The sequence below is a fragment of the Anoxybacteroides rupiense genome, assembly GCF_014196195.1.
In the GTDB taxonomy this organism is placed as follows: domain Bacteria; phylum Bacillota; class Bacilli; order Bacillales; family Anoxybacillaceae; genus Anoxybacteroides; species Anoxybacteroides rupiense.
This window is the reverse complement of the sequence record NZ_JACIDF010000001.1, coordinates 635,149-653,629: the sequence shown is the minus strand read 5'-3', so window position 1 is coordinate 653,629 and position 18,481 is coordinate 635,149. Positions and strand designations below refer to the sequence as shown.

The window sequence follows — 18,481 nt, the reverse complement described above, 5'->3', positions numbered from 1 at the left end:
AGGAGGATCAGGTTTTTGTTTTGGCTCATATTAAAACAGGCGATTTTTTGCCGAAATATAATAATGAGAGGGGATTGCAGCGTGAGATTAACATAAAGGAATGGAGAAGATGAAACATAATCAATTTGTTGAAAAGCTATTAGCGGATGAACAGTTATGGTTTACTGTAATGGATCAGCTGTTTGATATTGTCTTTCTGATGAAAGTAGAAGAAGGTCCTCGATTTCGCTATGTTCATGTAAGTCCTAAAGCGCTTCATTTAGCCAGTTTGGCCGAAGAAGATATGGGAAAATGCATCGACGATATTTATCCAAAGTCGGTCGCTGATCATCTAAATTCTCGATATCGTAAAGTAGTTGAAACAAAGGGTGTTGTGACTTACCGCGATCGGATGAATGTCACGAATGAGAAACGCACGGCCGAATCAACACTGATTCCAATTGTTGATGAAACGGGTGCGGTGTCCTATATACTTTCATTGACGCGGGATGTCACAGAGCTGATGCGTAAAGAGGAGCAATATGACGAAATTTATCAGCTTTTTCATTCATTGTTTACACATTCTCACGATGCATTTATTATGTTCGATTTAAGCGGGCGCATTTTACGCGTCAATCGTGAATTGGAGCAATTAGTAGGCTGGAAGCAGGCTGAGCTTCTGGAAAAAGATATTGCACAGTTTTTACCAGAATACCGATTGGAACTAGAAAAAAGCTTACGACAGCTTCAAGCAGGGAAAAGTTTAACTTCTCTTCCATTATCGCTTGCGAATAAAAACGGAAAGAAAGTATATGTATCAGTAAATGTTACGCCGCTTTTTGGCAAAAACGGCGACGTGATAGCTGGTTTATCCATTATTAAGAACGTGACGGACTTAGTCGAAGTTCAGGAGCAGCTAAGGAGAAGCGAGGAGCTATATCGTAAAGTGGTAGAATTCCTGCCTGATACGGTCATGATTCAAGTCAACGGGATTATCACTTATATGAATCCCGCTGGATTAAAAATGGTAAACGCCAAACAGGTCAGCGAGGTAAAAGGGAAAAAAATAAACGATTTTCTTAAAAAGGCAGATAGCGATAGAGACGAATGGATCATGACCTCCTTGAATGGAGAAGAAAAAGTCGTGAAAGTGAACGAAATGACGATTCCATATTATCGGAAGAAGGCGCGATTTCTTGTGATCCACGACTTATCAGAGCAAAAAAGCAAAGAAAAAGAAATTGCATTTATGGTGCAATATGATTCACTTACAGGATTAGCCAATCGGAATTATTTAAGTGAAAAGCTAAAGGAGTTTATGCTCGCTTATAAAAATGTGGCGGTTTTATTGATTGATATTCACCGCTTTAAATTCATTAACGATTTTCTTGGATATTTAAACGGGGATGAATTGTTGCGGAAGGTTGCCAATCGCTTGAAGGAATTTGAATCTGAACGGACGTTTTTAGCAAGAATTAGTGAAGACGAGTTCGTGGTTGCCTTTGTTTATGATCAAAAGGATGAATTGAGACAGCTGCTTGACAAGCTTGACGCCTGCTTACAGGAGCCATATTTTATTGCCGGGGAAAAGCTGAATATTACGACGAATATCGGTGTAAGCTACGCAGCTGATGCCGAGCGATCGGTTGAAACGCTCCTTAGCAATGCTCATAAAGCTGTTTATTATGCGAAAATGAATGGGACGAATCGCATTGTTGAATATGATCCTCATATGCGCGATATTTTTGCCAAAAAGGTGCGCCTTGAGAATGATTTGCAGCAGGCGATCGAAAATGGGGAATTTTCTTTGTATTATCAACCGAAAGTGAATGTTGTAAGCGGCACTCTTAGTGTCGAATCGTTGATTCGTTGGAAGCACCCGCAACTCGGAATGGTCAGTCCGGCGGAGTTTATTCCGATTGCGGAGGAAACAAACAGAATCGATGAAATTGGGAAATGGGTGCTGCGCCAGGCGTGCCGCGATTTAAAGCGGTTGGAGAAAGCGGGATTTCCCCATTTAAAAATGGCCGTCAATTTATCAGCCCGACAGTTCCAAAATAAAGACTTGGAAGAAGTAGTATGCAGGATTTTGGCAGAGGAGAACATGAATCCGACTTCATTTATATTTGAAATTACGGAAACTGCTATTATGAAAGAGCCTTCGGAAGTAATCGCGATTTTGCAGAAATTTAAACAGCTTGGTATCACGATTGCGATTGATGATTTTGGAGTGAGCTACTCTTCATTAAATTATTTGAACCGGTTTCCGATTGATGCTGTAAAAATCGATCGTTCCTTTATCCGGAGCATTAGCGAAGGGCGAAAAAGCGAGGAAATTGTAGAGGCCATTATTTTGCTTGCACACAAATTAAATTTATTTGTCACGGCGGAAGGGGTCGAAACAGCAGAGCAAGTTCGTTTTCTGCTTGAAAAAGGCTGTGAGGAAATACAGGGATATTATTTCAGTGCTCCGGTTCCATTCGAACAACTGTTGGATACACTGGGGAAGGTACAAGAATTAATGAAGCCATGGCGCGTATGATGCTTATGATGCCGGTTTTTTTCTAATATTTTAGCCTGTATCCGTTGTCATGAAGGAGTTTCTGTCGTTACTAATAGACAAGCCATCTGATCGATAGTGGATCGCTTAATGGCCGTTCTTGTCGTTTTCGACGATGATCAAGCAGCCGATAACGAATCGCTTCCCAGCCCTGTTTATGGGCTGGAAGCGGCATCGTTTGGACCGCGGTTACACATGTTTGTTATTTTCTTCTAAATAATAAAAAATATGCTGTTTCTTTTTCTAACCGACTTAACCGTTATTCATTTCATTTTCCTCTCCACAAATCATTTCTAGTTTTCTCCCTGATTAAACTTCATGTTTTTTTAATCCAGGCTTAATAAAAAGGTCCTTGTTATAGATGAGGTGACATCATTCTTGTCGTATTGGGTTATCGTGTACACAGAGCTGTCCATGATTGGACTGTGAGAGAGTATAAGTAGCGATGTGATGAAAAACGAAAAAGTGCATCAATCATTTCGATATGCGTTCAGGCGGTTGATAAGCACTGCGTTTTTCCGTTATTGGCTTCACCCGTCCGCTCATAAACGACTTGATTTAATTTTTGTCTTTGCTTAGTTGTGTTTTCCTCGTTTGCTAAATGTTTTTATGATAGGGTGAGCCGGGAAAAATCAAAAGGAATAGACATGATGTTTAGTGAAACTGAAACCTTTGACGCACACTAATCGTATATAGTCCTGTTTGAACGTTTTAATAAGGGGAGTGAAAAATGTTTATTTTACAGTTGGCAGCTATTTTGTTTGCATCAAAGATAGCGGGGGATATTAGCGCACGACTTGGCCAACCAGCAGTGCTGGGAAAATTGCTGATCGGTATAATTCTTGGACCAACGGTATTAGGATTAATCAATGACACAGAAATTTTAAAAGAAGTCAGCCAAATTGGTGTTATATTGTTAATGTTTATTGCGGGGCTTGAGACCGATGTAGACCAGCTTAAACGAACGGGAAAAGCGGCTACCTATGTTGGGGTACTTGGAATCGTGGTACCGCTATTGCTGGGATATATGGCAGGAATTGCTCTTGAGCTCTCAACAATACAAGCGGTCTTTCTAGGGCTATTGTTGTCAGCCACAAGCGTCAGTATTTCCGTGCAGGCGTTAAAAGAGATGAACCAATTAAAATCAAAAGAGGGGACGGCCATTTTAGGAGCGGCTGTCATTGATGATATTCTTGTCATTATTGCATTAGCGTTTTTGATGAGTCTAGCTGGGGGAGACGTCCAGCTTGGTGCTGTGATCGTTAAGAAAGTGGTCTTCTTTGCGGTTGCCATTTTACTGGCATGGAAAGTTGTTCCGGTTGTATTGCGATTTTTTGCACCGCTTCGTGTTGATGAAGCTCTTATTTCCGCGGGATTAATCATTTGCTTTTCGTTCGCATATTTGGCAGAAGCGACAGGAGTTGCTGCGATTATCGGGGCTTATATAGCTGGACTAGGGATCAGTTTTACCGATTATAAAGAAGAAATTTTTCATAAGGTAGAAACCATTAGCTACTCGATTTTCGTGCCAGTCTTTTTTACTTCGATTGGTGTTGCTGTAGAGTTTTCCAATGTTGGCCAGCATCTTTGGTTGATTATCGGCTTAAGCGTACTAGCTATTTTGACAAAATTAGTTGGTGCTGCATTTGGAGCGAAATTAGCTGGATTTGAATGGAGAAGCTCATTGGCGGTTGGAGCCGGAATGGTTTCGCGTGGCGAAGTAGCACTGATTATTGCTGGTATCGGTTTGGAATCTAATTTATTAACGGCTGATTTATTTGCTGTTCTGATTGTTGTCGTCCTTATAACGACATTAGTGACTCCTCCGCTATTAAAAATGATTTTTAAGCGCGGCTCGATTTCTCAACCAGTCTGACGTGCAGCCCTCACAATCGATGAAGGAAATGAAAATGGTTGTAGACAAAGTCAATATTGACTTTGTCTACAACCTGAGACTGGTTACTGAAACGGGCTTTTTGTTTTTTGGCTAGCAGATATATTTTCCAACCTAAACCAATCGTTTTTTCGTCGATGACTTCCACGCCTTGCTTATGCCGGTTTATGGATAGGCATCATGACAAGATTGGGTTGATCGTTGACTCAAAAGCAAAGCTCTATTTTTTACTAATAGTCACTAAGCGCCGAACAATCAGCCACTTCCAGACAAATGAAACTGTTTAGAAGTGGTGTTGTTCGGTCGTCTAATTGGTGAAATTCCACTTGGAAACAAAGGTGGAAGCATGAGCGGTGTTTATATCGCTCGTCTTACGGTAAAAAATATGATGTTAAAATGGCATTCAGTTCATCAGCATGCCGTGTTGGAATTTGATGTCTAGCTTTATCAATATAGATGGCGCGAGCATGAGGGACGTATGTTTTAAAAATGGTTTCATAAGCATGGAGATAATAATCGCGATTGCCGTATATGATCAACAGAGGAACCGTTAGTTTTGCTAAATGCTCTGTGTTACGATCGTGCAGCATCGTTTTATACATACTGAATAAATCCTTTTGATTGGCGAGCCGCGCATATCGTTCGATTGCTCTTTTTTCGTCTTGGCTTTTTCCGTGAGCGGTTCCTAATACTTTAGCAAGTAACGAAATGGCTCCGATTTTCGCTGTGAAAATGCCTAATAAAAATTCGAAATATAGCCATAATGTGCGTACTTCGGGAAACCCGCCGATTAATACGATCGCTTCCGTTTGTTCTGGATAGCGAAGCGCAAAAGCTTGCGCAACAGAGCCTCCACTTGAGTAGCTGCAAATAATCGCTCGTTCAATTTGGAGAGAGCGAAGCAATTGATGAAGATCTTCCGTAAGCAAAGAAATCGTTATTGGTTTGTTTGAAGCGCTGCTTTTTCCGTTTCCTCTCATATCATAGGTGACAACGCGAAAGTTGGCTGTCAACGCTTGCTGCTGAGCAAAAACGTTGCTTCCCATTCCTGGCGGGTGAATAAACACCAGAGCTTTTCCTTCTCCTGCATCCGTATAATATAGGCGAATATCGTTTTCTATCGTCATGTATGGCACGTGTAAGGTCCTCCATTCATTGAAAAGTTTGTGCTTCATCCTATTTTTATCGTCGCTGTTGAAAAAGCTTTGCTAAGCCTTATATTTTCCATTTTCCCATGACATAATGGATACGCGTGGCGCCAGATCCAATCGGTTTCACTGATCGTTCTCGCGCGGTAATCCATATGATGAATGAACCGTATTGATTCAAACCTCACGGTCAGGAGGCAAACCATCGACTTGTCTCGGTCAGCCTAAGCGAGCGCGCGGCGATCAATAAGCCATTTGAAATGGATGGCATGTTCATTTCAATAGTATGGATCGAGGGGAAAAGAAATATCAGCTTTCGCTTTCGAGGAATCGATTATTTATACAGATAAGGAGATCCGTAATCCTCTGTCACATTCAAATCGGGATATTCTGATGTAAAATGAACAAGAATAGGACTAAAATCTAAAAATGGATACGCTTGAAACAGCTGTTGGTCTCCATGACGAATGGCTTCAAGCGCAAGCGGCAATTTTTTTTGGAAAACTTGTTTTCTTTGCTCATTCGTTTCTTTTCCGCTATTTTTGTTTCCTACGTATACATAGAGGAATAAAATGAGTGTTTGCTTCACTCGTTTCCACTCAGCTAACACTTCGTCGCGCATCGGATGAAGATGTTTGAAAGCAAATGATGATCCAACGTACAAATAAAGATCACCCGTGACGTCAGAATGGGTTAACGTGTATTTTCTTGTATTAGGTGGAATGTGCAGACTTGCGTTGTTTTCCCATTGCACGTGAAGTTTTTTAGGATTTAATTGATTCATCATTCTGTCTCCTTTTCTCTATAAATGAGTCTAGTTAACGATTGGTGGGACTTGAAAGTCTGAGCCGTTGCTCTTTCTGAAGTTGGCTATTGCTTGATCTCTGCTCATCAAATGGTATTTGTATGGTTTGGTTATATTGTATGTTTTGACAGCAAAAAAGCTCGCTTCGAAAAAAGTCGATTATTGACGAATGGTAAATCGTTGCGTAAGATGATAGTATTGTAAACGTCTAAATCAAAGGAGCTGGGCTTTTGTGGGAAAGTCCTTTCGGATTGAAAAAGTATTGAATAATAACGTATTGGTTGCTTCACACGAAGAGTATGATGAAGTGGTTTTGTTAGGAAAAGGGATCGGCTTCGGCAAGAAAAAGGGAGATTTCATTGAGCAAAACGCGGTCGAAAAATGGTTTATCTTGAAAAATGAACGTGAGCAGGAGCAATATAAAAAGTTGCTTCCAAGCCTTGACGAAGAATTCATCGGTGTCATGAATGAAGTGATGCAGCACATCAAAAATCGGGTCAATGCGCCATTGAATGAGCATATCCACGTTGCTCTGACCGATCATATTTCTTTTGCGATTAAGCGCATTCAGCAAGGACTTGATCTGAAAAATCCATTTTTGATTGAAACAAAAAGCTTATATCCTTTAGAGTATGAAATTGCCGGAGAAGTCGTTGACATGTTAACAGAAAAGCTGCACGTGCAATTTCCTGAAGGAGAGAAGGGATTTATTGCTTTACATATCCATAGTGGGATTTCGCATCAAAGTCTTTCGGAAGTAAATAAGCACTCACAATTAATTGCTCAACTGATTTCCATTGTAGAAGAACAGCTTCATATTGCCATCGACCGTGAAAGTATTTATTATTTGCGATTTATTCAGCATTTACGGTATGCGATCGAACGAATTAAAAAAGGTGAGCGTGTCGAAGAACCAAAAAAATTGTCGAAAATCTTGAAAGAAGAATATCCGATATGTTATAATGCTGCATGGAAGCTAGTAAAAATCATGCAGCAAACGCTGCAGATGCCTGTGGACGATGCAGAAGCAGTCTATTTAACGATGCATTTGCAAAGGCTTGCAAAAAAAAGTAAATAATTGTCTACATCTTTACGTGTTACTGATTCGATCAGGCATGAGTAAAGAAGGCAAAATGGGACAAGCAATTATGGATGGTTATTTTTTTATCCTGTTGCTATTCATGTTCAATTTTGTTTTTCTTTGCTCATGCCTTTTGTTTTTTCATCCTTTGCAAGTGCTTACAAATATCAGGCATTTGGTGAGAGGACTATAAAGAGAAAAAAATGTTTGCTGCCAATTTAGAATGAGAAGGGGGATTACACTATGAAAAAAGCGTTTGGAACGCTGCAAAAAGTCGGAAAAGCGTTAATGCTTCCCGTAGCGATTTTGCCGGCTGCAGGTATTTTGCTTGCTTTTGGTAACGCTTTACAAAATCCGGCGCTAACAGACAAAATTCCTGCACTTAAGGCAGACTGGGTCGTTCTTGTGGCCAAAGTCATGGAGCAATCAGGAGGTGCGGTGTTTGACAACCTTTCCTTGCTCTTTGCGGTCGGGGTAGCGATCGGATTAGCCGGAGGCGAAGGTGTTGCGGGCCTTGCTGCGATTGTCGGCTACTTAATTATGAACAAAACGATGAGCGTTATATTGGGCGTCACGGCTGATAAAATTGGCACAGATCCGTCGTTTGCGAATATTTTAGGGATTCCAACATTGCAAACAGGGGTATTTGGCGGTATTATCGTCGGTATTTTAGCAGCGTATATGTACAATAAGTTTTTCAATATCGAGCTGCCACAATATTTAGGATTTTTTGCCGGCAAGCGATTTGTACCCATTATCACAGCAGCATCTGCTGTTCTTTTGGGAATTGTGATGACATGGGTATGGCCACCTATCCAGCATGGCTTGAATTCATTCTCACATAATATGATTGATGCGAATAAAACGCTGGCAGCCTTTATTTTTGGCGTGATTGAACGCGCGCTTATTCCATTTGGCTTGCATCATATTTTCTATTCGCCATTCTGGTATGAATTTGGTGAGTATGTCAACAAGGCTGGAGAAGTTGTTCATGGTGACCAAAAAATCTTTTTTGCTCAACTAAAAGATGGAGTCGATTTAACGGCCGGAACATTTATGACAGGGAAATTCCCATTTATGATGTTTGGTCTTCCTGCAGCTGCACTGGCTATTTATCATGAGGCCCGCCCTGAAAATAAAAAGGTCGTTGCCGGAATTATGGCATCTGCAGCACTTACATCGTTTTTAACAGGAATTACCGAACCAATTGAGTTCTCGTTCTTGTTTGTCGCACCGGCACTATTTGCGATCCATACCATTTTTGCCGGATTATCGTTTATGATTATGCATATATTGCATGTGAAAATCGGGATGACGTTCTCCGGTGGTGTCATTGACTATTTGCTATTTGGAGTGCTGCCAAACCGAACAGCCTGGTGGCTTGTGATCCCAGTAGGTCTTGTATTTGCCGTTATTTACTATTTCGGCTTCCGTTTTGCGATTCGCAAATGGAATTTAGCGACTCCGGGACGTGAAAAAGTGACGGAAGAAAAAGCGGGCGAAGCAGCAAGCGCGGGAGATTTGCCGTACGAGATTTTAGCAGCGCTTGGCGGCAAAGAAAATATCGAACATTTAGATGCATGCATCACTCGTTTACGTGTATCAGTTCATGATATTCAACATGTCGATAAAGAACGGTTAAAAACGTTAGGTGCAGCTGGTGTACTTGAAGTAGGAAATAATGTACAAGCGATTTTTGGACCGAAATCCGACATCTTAAAAGGGCAAATTAAGGATATTATGGAAGGGCGCACGCCAGTTCGTGTGAAAGAAGAGCCAAAAACAGCAAGTGCTCAAGTCGCAGCGAGTGCGAGTGCAGATGAAATTATCGCTCCCCTAACAGGTAAAGTACTTCCGTTGTCAGAGGTGCCAGACCAAGTGTTTTCACAAAAAATGATGGGGGATGGTTTTGCCATCATGCCAACAGATGGAACGGTAGTTTCTCCTGTTGATGGAAAAATTATCAATGTGTTCCCGACGAAGCATGCGATTGGGATTGAATCGAAGAACGGCAGAGAAATTTTAATTCACTTTGGCATTGATACCGTAAAATTGAACGGACAAGGCTTTGAAGCACTTGTTTCGCAAGGAGACGAAGTGAAAAAAGGACAGCCGATTTTAAAAGTAGATTTGCAATATGTAGAAAATAATGCTCCTTCCATCATTACACCGATTATTTTTACAAACTTAAAAGCGAACGAGCAGATTCGCTTAGAGACAGAAACGACAGTAACAAAAGGTGAGCACAAAGTAGCTGTCATCGAATAACCAAAAGGTGATACAACGATCGACAAATTTCTTTTCTGTTGAATAAGAGCAGATATGTTTGTTATGATGACAAAAAAATATATTGTTAAAGGAGAATGGTTTAAATGGCTGAAAAAGTATTTAAAGTAACTGCTGAATCTGGTATTCATGCTCGTCCTGCTACTTTACTTGTTCAAGCAGCGAGCAAATTTAACAGCGACATTAACTTAGAGTACAACGGGAAAACAGTGAATTTGAAATCCATTATGGGCGTTATGTCGCTAGGTGTTCCACAAGGTGCTCAAATTAAAATTACAGCTGAGGGTTCAGATGCAGCAGAAGCGTTAGCAGCATTAACAGATACATTGGCAAAAGAGGGTCTCGCACAATAATGTCTAAGAATATTACAGGGATTGCTGCATCAAGCGGTATTGCCATTGCTAAGGCATACCGCTTAGAAACCCCTAATTTTACTGTTGAAAAATATGACATTACGGACCCACAGGCTGAAATTGAACGTTTTGAAGCAGCTATTGTCAAAGCAAAAGGCGAACTTGAGCAAATTCAGGCCCATGCATTACGCGAATTAGGGGAGGACAAAGCTGCCATTTTTTCTGCGCATCTTCTTGTGTTAAGTGATCCGGAACTATTAAATCCGGTAAAGGATAAAATTAAAGCAGAAAAAGTCAATGCAGAGTACGCATGGAATGAAACAACGTCCATGTTTGTTGCGATGTTTGAATCGATGAATAATGAGTACATGAAAGAGCGAGCAGCTGATATTCGCGATGTAGCGAAGCGCGTGCTTGCCCATTTACTCGGGATTGCGATTTCCAATCCGAGCTTGATTTCCGAAGAAGTGATCATCATTGCCGAAGATTTAACACCTTCTGATACAGCACAGCTCAATCGTCAATATGTAAAAGGATTTGCTACTGATATCGGCGGCCGAACCTCTCACTCGGCGATTATGGCTCGTTCTCTTGAAATTCCAGCAGTGGTGGGAACGAAATGTGCCACAGCGGAAATCCAAAATGGCGATGTGGTCATTATTGATGGACTGGATGGACAAGTTGTTGTGAATCCATCGAGTGATGTGCTCGCTCATTATGAAGAAAAGCGGGAGCGCTTTGAGAAGCAAAAAGCGGAGTGGGCGAAGCTTGTTCACGAGTCGACGGTGACAAGCGATGGCCATCATGTTGAATTAGCTGCAAATATTGGCACGCCAGAAGATGTTAAAGGTGTGCTAGCCAACGGTGCAGAAGGAATTGGCTTATATCGTACAGAGTTTTTATATATGGGCCGCTCTGAGTTGCCGACAGAAGAGGAGCAGTTCGAAGCATATAAAGTAGTACTGGAACAAATGCAAGGCAAACCAGTCGTTGTTCGTACGCTTGATATTGGCGGCGACAAAGAATTGCCGTATTTAGATCTTCCAAAAGAAATGAATCCGTTTCTAGGGTTCCGAGCGATCCGTCTGTGCCTTGAAATGCAGGACATGTTCCGAACTCAGCTTCGTGCGTTGCTGCGCGCAAGTGTGTATGGAAACTTAAAAATTATGTTTCCGATGATTGCAACACTGGAAGAGTTCCGGCAAGCAAAGGCCATCCTTTTAGAAGAAAAAGAGAAGCTTCAACATGAAGGAATTCCAGTAGCTGAAGAGATTGAGATTGGAATGATGGTGGAGATTCCTGCGGCCGCGGTGCTTGCCGATCAATTTGCCAAGGAAGTCGATTTCTTTAGTATTGGAACAAATGATTTAATTCAGTATACGATGGCGGCTGATCGTATGAACGAACGGGTTTCTTACCTTTATCAGCCGTATAATCCAGCCATTTTGCGCCTTGTTCATCATGTGATCGAAGCCGCTCATAAAGAAGGAAAATGGGCAGGAATGTGCGGAGAAATGGCAGGAGATGAATTGGCGATTCCAATTTTGCTTGGCTTAGGACTGGACGAATTTAGCATGAGCGCAACTTCGGTTTTACGTGCTCGTTCACAAATGAAAAAACTCTCAAAAACAGAAGCAGCTAGCTTTAAAGAAGCCATTCTATCCATGAGCACAGCAGAAGAAGTGGTGGCATTTGTGAAACAAACTTTCCATATTGAGTAAAAATATAAGCGGTGGCCGTAACCACCGCTTATTATTTAAAAGAGGCTTCCACTCCATTCATACAGTATGATTGCTGCTTTTGCGTCTTCTCCATCATTTTCAGCCACTGATCGAACAGCATGGCCCAAATGAAGCAAAAAGCTTTGATTTTGCTGGCTACATGATCTTTTTTTTGTCCATATTTAGTCGCTGAAAGGCGCTGGACATAATGGCCATAGTCTCACATTTTTCCTCTACTAAGCAGCTGATCAAGACGAACCGAACAACAGGCGTGTAGATCAATTATATCGCCTCATGATGAAAATACATACAGGGACCATTTATTCCATCTTTAATTCTATCGTACTTCTATTTTTATCTAGGTGTGTGATGATCCAATACAAATCAATGGACACTGCTTGATTCCTCGCTTTTCTGCCGTAGTCGGCAAGCGAAAAGCTTGTGTCTAGCTATATGATTCCATATTTTTAGTAAAATCATGGATCGTCAACAATTGGAATTTTTACCGTGATAAATGCGATAGCAAAAAAAGTTTTTCATTCATTTGGCTATGATTGAGAATATGCTACTATAGACGGCTATAGACCATGGTTTTATAATGGAAATGGCAACTCGACAAAATAGGATGAATTTTGACAAGGGGGAGAAAAAGCGAAGTGTTCAAAACATTAAGAACAAAACTGGTTGTCTTAATAGCTTTACTAATGGTCGTTTCTTTAGCCGTTACACAAATTGTCGGGGTCGTAGAAACAAAGCAGATGATTCGCAAGGATGTCAGCAGCCGCGGGCATGCGCTTGTTGAGCAGCTGATTGACGATATTCAATCAAGCTTTACAAGTGAAGTGAATAGTATGAAGCAATTTAGCGAATCGCCGGCGATAGTCCAAATGGCGAAAGACAATCAAGAATCGCCGACAGTTGAAAAGGAATTTCAAACGTTTTTAAAGATTCATAGCAATACACAGCTTGTTTATATTGGAACTGAAGGGAAAAAGATGTATACGACGCCGAAAGTGGACCTTCCGGCTGGCTTTGATCCGACTTCCCGTCCGTGGTATAAAAAAGCAATCGAGCATCCTGATGAGGTTGCCTGGACGGATCCATATGTAGATACGGTTACAGGAAAGTATGTGGTGACTCTTGCCAAGGCGGTGAAAGACGGTGCACAAGTAGTTGGTGTCATCGGGATGGACTTGTCACTTGATGCCGTTACAAAAATTGTGAATAAAATGGATGTAGGATACAAAGGCTATCCGTTTTTATTTGATCAAACAGGTATTGCTATCGTCCACCCTCAATACAAAGGAAAGAATATGGCAAACGACGCCACTGTGAAATACATGCTTGACCGTGACAGCGGCGTGTATGAGTATACGAGAGACGGCGAAAAGAGAATGCTTTATTTTACAACTATTCCCGAGCTAGGTTGGAAAGTTGGAGCGGTGTATAAAGAAAAAGATTTATTTGCGGTCAGTAATTCAATTGCAGCACAAATGCTCATGATTACGATTATCGCAGTACTTATCGGAATGATTGTCATTTATTTGATGGCTCGCTCCATTGTCAAACCAATCGTCTACTTGCAAGAGCAAGTAGAGAGGGTAGCAGAGGGAGATTTAACGGTTCAAGTGAAAGTAAAAACAAAAGATGAAATCGGGCAGCTGGCTTCTCATTTTAACCATATGGTTCATGAAATGCGGGCACTCATTCATCAAGTGAATCAGTCAGTTGCTGAGCTCGCTCAATCTGCCGATCATTTAAGCGCTGTTTCCGAAGAAACGATGACTTCAAGCGAGCAAGTAGCGACAGCGATTAATGATATTGCAAAAGGAACATCTGAACAGGCGAGTGACCTAGATACGATCAACGAACGAACAACCATGCTGTCAAGTCAAATTGAAGCAGTCGCTCAATCCGCTTCAGAAATGCAAACTTTATCAAATGATACAAAAGAAGCAAGTTATTATGGATTAGAAAAATTAAATGAGCTGCAATTAAAATCAGATGAAGCAAAAAATGAATTGCAGTCTGTAGAAAAAGTAATGGATGATCTCGTTGAAAAAATGAAAAGAATTGATGAAGTCATTCAAACGATTACAGCGATTTCCGCACAAACGAATTTGCTTGCGTTAAATGCGAGCATTGAAGCAGCACGAGCAGGCGAACATGGTAAAGGATTTGCGGTTGTGGCTGAGGAGGTTCGCAAATTGGCGGAACAATCTTCTCAAGCGACCGAGTTGATCCGTCAGACAATCGCGACGATTCAGCAACAAGCGGATTTAGCAATGCAAGCAGTTGGGCGTTCAAAAGATATGAACGAAGAGCAACAGCAAGCCGTTCATACGACAGGCGAATCCTTTATGAAAATTTCCGTCATGATGGAAGAACTGACAAACTCCATCTCTCATATTAGTGATGAAGTGAAGCATATGAACGAAAGTAAGGATCAAGTGGTTGAAGCGATGCAAAATATTTCCGCTATTGCTCAACAGGCGGCAGCTTCTGCGGAGGAAGTGGCAGCATCAGCCGATGATCAGCTGCAGGCGCTCAGCACGGTCACAGAGTCTGCTGAAAAATTAAGTGAGATGGGACAGCAGCTCAAGAAATTAGTTGAAAAATTCGATGCATAATCATTTAAGCGCGCGGGAAATCCGTGCGCTTTTATTGATGAGAAGGAGGAAAACTCAGCGGCTTTGCCGAATGGTATAGTAATAATAAAGAAAAGGAGTGAAGAAGGTGGAGCTTCAGTTAGAGGGAAAAACAGCGCTTGTTGTAGCGTCTAGTCAAGGGCTTGGTAAAGCGATTGCCCAGCGGCTGGTGCTGGAAGGTGCCAATGTGATGATTACGAGCCGCAATGAAGAAAAGCTGAAGGAGGTGGCTCAAGAGCTAAGCGAGTTACATAAAGGAAGGGTTGCTTACATTCGAGCGGATGTAACGAAAAAAGAAGAAATTCAGCGGCTTGTTGCTCAAACGGCAGAAACATATGGAGCTCTTGAACTGCTTGTCAACAATGCGGGAGGACCTCCGACGGGAACTTTTGAAACGATTACGGATGAGGATTGGTATCAAGCATTTGAATTAAATTTACTAAGCTATATTCGCCTCATTCGTGAAGCACTGCCTTATTTAAAGAAAAATGGCGGAAAAATTGTCAATATTGCTTCTTCTTCCATCAAAGAGCCCATTCCTGGCTTATTGCTATCAAATACATTCCGCACTGGAATTGTCGGCTTGACTAAAACGTTGGCTTCTGAATTTGCTCAATATAACATTTTAATCAATACCGTAGCGCCGGGAAGAATTGCAACGGAACGGGTGGCTTTTTTAGATCAGATGAACGCAGAAAAATTTGGAATCACAAAGGAAGAAATGGAAATGCGGATGAAAAGTGCCATTCCGCTTGGCCGCTATGGAACGCCGGAGGAGTTTGCCAATGTGGTGACCTTCCTTCTTTCAGCAGCCAATTCTTATATGACAGGCCAATCGTTTCTCGTCGATGGGGGGATGGTCAAAGCGATTTAACCAAAGGTGCTACTTTCTCATTTGGGTGAATATAAATAAAAGGACTTACCCCAGCGGAGAAAGGAAGAGGCATCGTGAAAAATAAGGTGGTTGTAGGTCTTTTAGCCATTTTGTTAGGTGGTCTCGGCATTCATAAATTTTATTTGGGAAAGCTTGGCCAAGGCATTCTTTATTTATTATTTTCGTGGACAGGAATTCCAAGCATCATCGGCTTTATTGAGGGAATCGTTTATCTCGTTAAATCCGATGAAGAGTTCAATCGAAAATATAATGTCGTGTTAGAAGATTAGCACCTTGGCCGCAAGCCAAGGTGTTTTATATGTGGAGGAATGAGTATGAAAACAATCGGCTTTATTGGTCTTGGTGTGATGGGACAAAGCATGGCGCGCAATTTGCTGCAAGCAGGATATGATTTGCTTGTGCACACGCGCACGAAGGAGAAAGCAGAGGAGCTATTAAGAGCAGGGGCGGTCTGGAAGGAAACGGTTCGCGAGCTTGCCCGCGAGGCGGATGTTGTTATTACGATGGTGGGCTATCCACAGGATGTAGAAGCCGTATATTTTGGCGAAAACGGATTAATTGAAAATGTGAAGGAAAACACGTACTTAATTGATATGACAACCTCTCCTCCGTCGTTGGCCGAGAAAATTTATGATGAGGCGAAGAAGAGAAAGGTATTTGCGCTAGATGCTCCTGTTTCTGGTGGAGACGTTGGTGCCAGAGAAGGCCGGCTTGCGATTATGGTTGGGGGCGATGAAGCGGCATTTCATGAGTGCAAGCCAATTTTTGAAGCGCTAGGAACAAATATTGTTTTTCAAGGAAAAGCGGGAGCGGGCCAGCATGCGAAAATGTGTAACCAAATTGCGATTGCTACCAATATGATCGGTGTTTGTGAGGCGCTCATTTATGCGAAACGTTCAGGTCTTGATCCTTATAAAGTGTTGGAAAGCATTTCACAAGGAGCTGCCGGCAGCTGGTCACTGAGCCAATTAGCCCCAAGAATGTTGGCGGGGGATTTTGCGCCAGGATTTTATGTAAAGCATTTTATTAAAGATATGAAAATTGCGCTGGAAGAGGCAGAAAAAATGAATTTGCAGCTGCCCGGACTGAGCTTAGCTAAAAAAATGTATGAAGAACTGGCGGCAAGCGGTGAGGAGAACAGCGGAACACATGCGTTATACAAGCACTATGATCATTCATAAACGCCCTCTAGCACTAAGAAAATGGCACCTTCTCTATTGCGCCAACTAAGAAGAGGGAACTTATAGACGTTTTCAAATTTTCGACTGTCAGAGGCCAGTCGATGGCATGACCAGCTGCCTCCTTGATAAAAAGGTGAGAAGCTACCCAAGCTCTCACCTTTTATGTTTTTGAACGTACTGTTCGATGCGATTCAGCCCCTCTGCTAGCGTTTCTAATGAATAGGCATACGAAAGCCGAACATATCCTTCTCCATATGCTGAAAAGGCGCTTCCAGGAACGACGGCTACGCCAGCTTTATCCACTAAATCAAGTGCGAATTCAAAAGAGGAAGTATGAAATGGTTCAATAGATGGAAATAAGTAAAACGCCCCTGTTGGCTTTTCCACTTGAAAGCCCATGTCAACAAGCCGGCTGTAGGCATATTCCATTCGCTGTTCGTATAGCTTCCGCATGTCGTTGGCGTCTTCTTTTCCCGCTGTCAAGGCGGCTAAAGCGGCTTTTTGCGAAATGGAAGAAGCGCATGAGACGCTATATTGGTGCACTTTAATCAGATGTTTTGTTAAAAACTCTGGGGCGAAGACAAACCCCACTCGCCATCCCGTCATTGAATGTGACTTGCTTAATCCGTTAATCACAATGGTTTGATTGCGCAGCCATTTGGCAATTGAAGCATGTTTGCCGCTATAAACAAGCTCGCTATAAATTTCATCCGATAAGATCCAAATTGGGTGATCCTTCAACAGCTCAGCCAGTTCTAGCAAATCCTGCTGCGCTAACGTTACACCAGTTGGGTTGGAGGGATACGGCAAAACGATACAGCGCGTTCGTTCATTTATGTACGGTTTAATCAAGTCGGCGGAAAGCCTAAATTGGTTATGGCGGGTGTCGACATATACAGGTTTGGCTCCGCACATGCGAATAATCGGCTCATAACCGGGATACACAGGGCCTGGTAAAATCACCTCGACTCCTTCCTCCAAAATGGTGCGAAAAGCGATGTCAATGGCCTGACTTGCACCAATCGTCACAATCACTTCGTTTTCATTATAGTGCAAGCCATATTTTTCGTTGACAAAACGGCAAGCCGCTTGACGCACTTCAAGCAAGCCTGCATTGTGGGTATAGACTGTGAAGTTATCAGAAATGGCTTGTTTCCCAGCTTCTTTCACATGTTCAGGAGTCGGAAAATCCGGCTGGCCAATTGTTAATGAAATGAGGTTTGGACGATCGGCAACCATATTAAAAAATTTGCGGATTCCTGAGATTTCAATATTTTTAATACGCGGATGAATGAGATGCTCCATAGTATTCCTTCCTTCCATACTCCATTTGTTTTATTTTATCACGGAAGTACAATAAAAGGTGAGCCTTCTTCTGCGTATAAAGACGAAGAAGTGGCTCACCTAATCAAACGATTCATGATTATAGTGCTGTGAGGCTTCGCATTCCATCATTTCGAAAAATCTCCCTGCCTATTCTCTGTGTTTTTTTAGCAATTCGTTATATTGGGTGGATAATTCTAAAAACAGCGCTTGATCTTTGGTAGCTAGCGCTTCATCAATCTTTTCCATTAATTTATTTTTTTGATAAAGGAAAATAGCTTGTTCCAGAATCATTTCAGCAAGCGGTCCGTAGCTGTTTTTTTCTTCCGGTTGCCCAAACATCATAATCCCTTCGTGAGGAAATTGTTTTTCGTACATGGAAACTCCCCCTTATTCGGGAACAAGATGTTCCCTTTTTTATATTATCGTCTTTTTTTATAAAAAAGTAAAGAAAATTTTGATAAATTCGAAGGTAGTAATTTTTACAAACAAGCGACTATTTTTCGGGTATTATATAGATAAATACAGCTTGAGAATGGAATAAAATTATTTTTGAAAAGCTGATGGCTGGGGAGAGATAAACTTTTTCGAGCGGAGTGAACCAATT

At 41.7% G+C, this 18,481-nt stretch carries 14 protein-coding genes; 10 read left to right on the top strand and 4 right to left on the bottom strand.

The window, feature by feature from the left end; all coding sequences use genetic code 11:
- The first annotated feature begins 109 nt into the window (after positions 1–109).
- On the top strand, positions 110–2,521 hold the full coding sequence (locus GGQ95_RS03080) for a bifunctional diguanylate cyclase/phosphodiesterase (RefSeq protein ID WP_159719556.1): 2,412 nt from the start codon (positions 110–112) through the stop codon (positions 2,519–2,521).
- A 748-nt stretch (positions 2,522–3,269) separates the two neighbouring features.
- Entirely contained in the window at positions 3,270–4,415 is a 1,146-nt protein-coding gene (locus GGQ95_RS03075) for a cation:proton antiporter (protein ID WP_044746688.1), read from the top strand.
- A gap of 389 nt (positions 4,416–4,804) precedes the next feature.
- Here GGQ95_RS03075 and GGQ95_RS03070 read toward each other — a convergent pair whose 3' ends face one another.
- Positions 4,805–5,560, bottom strand: a complete 756-nt coding sequence (locus GGQ95_RS03070) for an alpha/beta fold hydrolase (RefSeq protein WP_244963578.1) — start codon at positions 5,558–5,560, stop codon at positions 4,805–4,807.
- 355 nt (positions 5,561–5,915) lie between these two features.
- Complete coding sequence (locus GGQ95_RS03065; RefSeq protein WP_183186309.1) at positions 5,916–6,365, bottom strand: staygreen family protein; 450 nt, start codon at positions 6,363–6,365, stop codon at positions 5,916–5,918.
- A gap of 253 nt (positions 6,366–6,618) precedes the next feature.
- On the opposite strand from GGQ95_RS03065, the gene glcT reads away from it, so the two are divergent.
- From glcT to GGQ95_RS03025, 8 genes are all read left to right on the top strand, one after another.
- Positions 6,619–7,464 (top strand): glucose PTS transporter transcription antiterminator GlcT, encoded by an 846-nt coding sequence (gene glcT, locus GGQ95_RS03060; protein WP_044746685.1) that lies wholly within the window; start codon positions 6,619–6,621, stop codon positions 7,462–7,464.
- 246 nt (positions 7,465–7,710) lie between these two features.
- Entirely contained in the window at positions 7,711–9,735 is a 2,025-nt protein-coding gene (ptsG, locus tag GGQ95_RS03055; protein WP_183186308.1) for a glucose-specific PTS transporter subunit IIBC, read from the top strand.
- A gap of 104 nt (positions 9,736–9,839) precedes the next feature.
- Positions 9,840–10,106: a phosphocarrier protein HPr gene (locus GGQ95_RS03050; protein WP_044746683.1), complete on the top strand. Its 267-nt coding sequence runs from the start codon at positions 9,840–9,842 to the stop codon at positions 10,104–10,106.
- On the top strand, positions 10,106–11,827 hold the full coding sequence (ptsP, locus tag GGQ95_RS03045) for a phosphoenolpyruvate--protein phosphotransferase (RefSeq protein ID WP_080860996.1): 1,722 nt from the start codon (positions 10,106–10,108) through the stop codon (positions 11,825–11,827). The genes GGQ95_RS03050 and ptsP overlap by 1 nt, the downstream gene beginning before the upstream one ends.
- Positions 11,828–12,483: 656 nt before the next feature.
- Positions 12,484–14,457 (top strand): methyl-accepting chemotaxis protein, encoded by a 1,974-nt coding sequence (locus GGQ95_RS03040; RefSeq protein WP_183186307.1) that lies wholly within the window; start codon positions 12,484–12,486, stop codon positions 14,455–14,457.
- Positions 14,458–14,563: 106 nt separating this feature from the next.
- Entirely contained in the window at positions 14,564–15,349 is a 786-nt protein-coding gene (locus GGQ95_RS03035) for an SDR family oxidoreductase (protein ID WP_066147004.1), read from the top strand.
- A gap of 74 nt (positions 15,350–15,423) precedes the next feature.
- The gene (locus tag GGQ95_RS03030; protein ID WP_369815489.1) at positions 15,424–15,639 is read left to right on the top strand and encodes a TM2 domain-containing protein; all 216 of its coding nucleotides are present in this window, start codon (positions 15,424–15,426) and stop codon (positions 15,637–15,639) included.
- Positions 15,640–15,684: 45 nt separating this feature from the next.
- Positions 15,685–16,551 carry an NAD(P)-dependent oxidoreductase gene (locus GGQ95_RS03025; RefSeq protein WP_080860983.1) on the top strand — a complete coding sequence of 289 codons (867 nt, stop codon included), beginning with the start codon at positions 15,685–15,687 and terminating at the stop codon, positions 16,549–16,551.
- Between the two features lie 153 nt (positions 16,552–16,704).
- Here the strand turns inward: GGQ95_RS03025 and GGQ95_RS03020 are convergent, their stop codons facing one another.
- Positions 16,705–17,856 carry an aminotransferase A gene (locus tag GGQ95_RS03020; protein ID WP_183186306.1) on the bottom strand — a complete coding sequence of 384 codons (1,152 nt, stop codon included), beginning with the start codon at positions 17,854–17,856 and terminating at the stop codon, positions 16,705–16,707.
- 168 nt (positions 17,857–18,024) lie between these two features.
- A complete protein-coding gene (locus GGQ95_RS03015) occupies positions 18,025–18,252 on the bottom strand; it encodes an IDEAL domain-containing protein (RefSeq protein WP_044746675.1) in 228 nt (75 codons plus the stop codon).
- Between the last annotated feature and the right edge of the window lie 229 nt (positions 18,253–18,481).

Coding starts and splice junctions, on each gene's coding strand:
- ptsP (WP_080860996.1), top strand. CDS start 10,106: ATGTCTAAGAATATTACAGGGATTGCTGCATCAAGCGGTATTGCCATT.
- GGQ95_RS03075 (WP_044746688.1), top strand. CDS start 3,270: ATGTTTATTTTACAGTTGGCAGCTATTTTGTTTGCATCAAAGATAGCG.
- GGQ95_RS03025 (WP_080860983.1), top strand. CDS start 15,685: ATGAAAACAATCGGCTTTATTGGTCTTGGTGTGATGGGACAAAGCATG.
- GGQ95_RS03020 (WP_183186306.1), bottom strand. CDS start 17,856: ATGGAGCATCTCATTCATCCGCGTATTAAAAATATTGAAATCTCAGGA.
- GGQ95_RS03065 (WP_183186309.1), bottom strand. CDS start 6,365: ATGAATCAATTAAATCCTAAAAAACTTCACGTGCAATGGGAAAACAAC.
- GGQ95_RS03070 (WP_244963578.1), bottom strand. CDS start 5,560: ATGACGATAGAAAACGATATTCGCCTATATTATACGGATGCAGGAGAA.
- GGQ95_RS03080 (WP_159719556.1), top strand. CDS start 110: ATGAAACATAATCAATTTGTTGAAAAGCTATTAGCGGATGAACAGTTA.
- ptsG (WP_183186308.1), top strand. CDS start 7,711: ATGAAAAAAGCGTTTGGAACGCTGCAAAAAGTCGGAAAAGCGTTAATG.
- GGQ95_RS03015 (WP_044746675.1), bottom strand. CDS start 18,252: ATGTACGAAAAACAATTTCCTCACGAAGGGATTATGATGTTTGGGCAA.
- GGQ95_RS03050 (WP_044746683.1), top strand. CDS start 9,840: ATGGCTGAAAAAGTATTTAAAGTAACTGCTGAATCTGGTATTCATGCT.